Origin of the sequence: Kitasatospora sp. MY 5-36 (genome assembly GCF_001182915.1) — a bacterium.
Lineage (GTDB): Bacteria > Actinomycetota > Actinomycetes > Streptomycetales > Streptomycetaceae > Kitasatospora.
Genome location: NZ_LFVW01001098.1, coordinates 1 through 1,901, shown reverse-complemented (window position 1 = coordinate 1,901; position 1,901 = coordinate 1). Strand labels below are relative to the sequence as shown.

Here is a 1,901-nt window from a genome sequence, read left to right as displayed (position 1 = left end):
GCTCCAGGAGCACGGCGCGCAGCATCACGCCGTCGCGCGGCGCGAGCGCGGCCTCGGCGGCGGTGGCCTGCTCGTCGACCAGCGCGTCCAGCCGCTCCCCGTCGAGGCCGGCCGCGTCCACCCGGGTCACCAGGTCCGCCGCGGCGACCGCCCAGGACGTGCCCGGCTCGGGCACCACCAGCTGCTCCTCGTCCTCCTCCAACCGTGCCCGCAGCACCTCGTGCCGGTCGAGGACCGCCTGCAGCGCGTCCGCCAGCTGCCCGGTGGTCAGGCCGGGCGGCGCGGTCAGCAGCATCGCCTGGCTGCCCGCGCGGGCCACCGAGCCCGCCCGCCGCGCGACCTCGCGCATCACCGGGGTCAGCGGGACCGGGCCGTAGGGGACGTCCTCGGCGTGCTGCGCCTTCGTCCCGTCGACCGGCCCGGCCACCCGTGCGAGCTCCGCGGGCGTGCACAGTTCGAAGACCTGGCGCGGGGAGATCGCCAGGCCGGCCTTGCCGGCCCGCCCGGCCAGCAGCATCGAGGTGATCGAGTCGCCGCCGAGGACGAAGAAGTCGTCCTCCGGGCCGACCTGTTCGAGGTTCAGCACCTCGGCGAACAGCCGGCACAGCAGCTCCTCCGCGTCGGTGGCCGCCTCGCGTCCGGCCGCCCGGCCGGCGAAGACGGGCCGGGGCAGGGCGGCCCGGTCGAGCTTGCCGTTCGCCGTCACGGGCAGTGCCCCGAGGACGGTCACCGAGGCCGGGACCAGGTAGTCGGGCAGCTTCCCGGCGAGGTGCTCCCGCAGCGCCTCCGGGTCGAGGGCGGACTCGTCGCCGCCGGCCGGCACGGCGTAGCCGGCCAGCCGCTTGTGGCCGTCCTCGTCCTCGACCGCGACGACGAGCGCCTGGGCGACGCCGGGGTGCGCGGCGAGCACGGCCTCGATCTCGGCCGGCTCGACGCGGAAGCCGCGGATCTTGAGCTGCTCGTCGGCGCGGCCGAGGAAGAGCAGCTGCCCGTCCGGGGTCCACTGCGCCAGGTCGCCGGTGCGGTACATCCGGGCGCCCTCGGGTTCGTCCTCGGCGGGGAAGGGGCAGGCCACGAAGCGCTCCGCGGTGAGTGAGGGACGGCCGAGGTAGCCGCGGGCCAGTCCGGCCCCGGCGAGGTAGAGCTCGCCGGTCATGCCGACCGGCACGGGCCGCAGGAAGGCGTCCAGGACGAACACCCTGGTGTTGTCCATCGGCCGCCCCAGCGGCACGGTGTCGGGCACCGCGTCCGGGTCGGTGAAGGGCAGCTGGGTGGTGAAGGCGGTGGGCTCGGTGGGGCCGGAGGTGGTGCGCACCACCATGCCGGGGTGGGAGCGCAGCAGGGTCCGTACGGCGTTCGCGGAGACGACGTCGCCGCCGGTGGAGACCTCGCGCACGCCGCCGAAGATGTGCGGGGCCTGCTCGGCGAGCACCCGGAAGTGCCCGGCCGTGGCGTGCACGTTGGTGACCTGCTGGGCCGCGATCAGCCGGCCGCGTTCGACGGTGTCGATGTCCCCGGGGGGCACCAGCACCAGCCGGCCGCCGTGCAGCAGCGTCGTCCAGATCTCGTAGGTGGAGGCGTCGAAGGCGTGGTTGGCCTGCACCAGCACCCGCTCCAGGGCCCCGCTGGACCAGCACTCGTCGAGGCAGAAGGCGAGGACGCTGCCGTAGGTCACCGCGACGCCCTTCGGCAGGCCGGTGGACCCGGAGGTGTAGATGACGTACATGAGGTTCTCCGGCCGGACCGGCACCGGCGGGAAGGCCCCGGCCTCCGCGTCCGCGTCCGTCTCCTCGGCGGGCTCCGCCGCCAGGCGCAGCACCTCGGCGGGGGCGAACAGTCCGGCGTCGGCCAGGCCCCGCCCGGCGTTGGGCGCGGTCTTCGACACCCTGATGGTCTTCCAG

The 1,901-nt window shown here is 75.5% G+C and carries 1 protein-coding gene; it reads right to left on the bottom strand.

Features of this window, described 5'->3' with window-relative positions; all coding sequences use genetic code 11:
• Positions 1-1,885: AMP-binding protein (locus AE652_RS40445; RefSeq protein WP_159028716.1), on the bottom strand; the 1,885-nt coding region annotated here is incomplete at its 3' end.
• Positions 1,886-1,901: the final 16 nt, after the last annotated feature.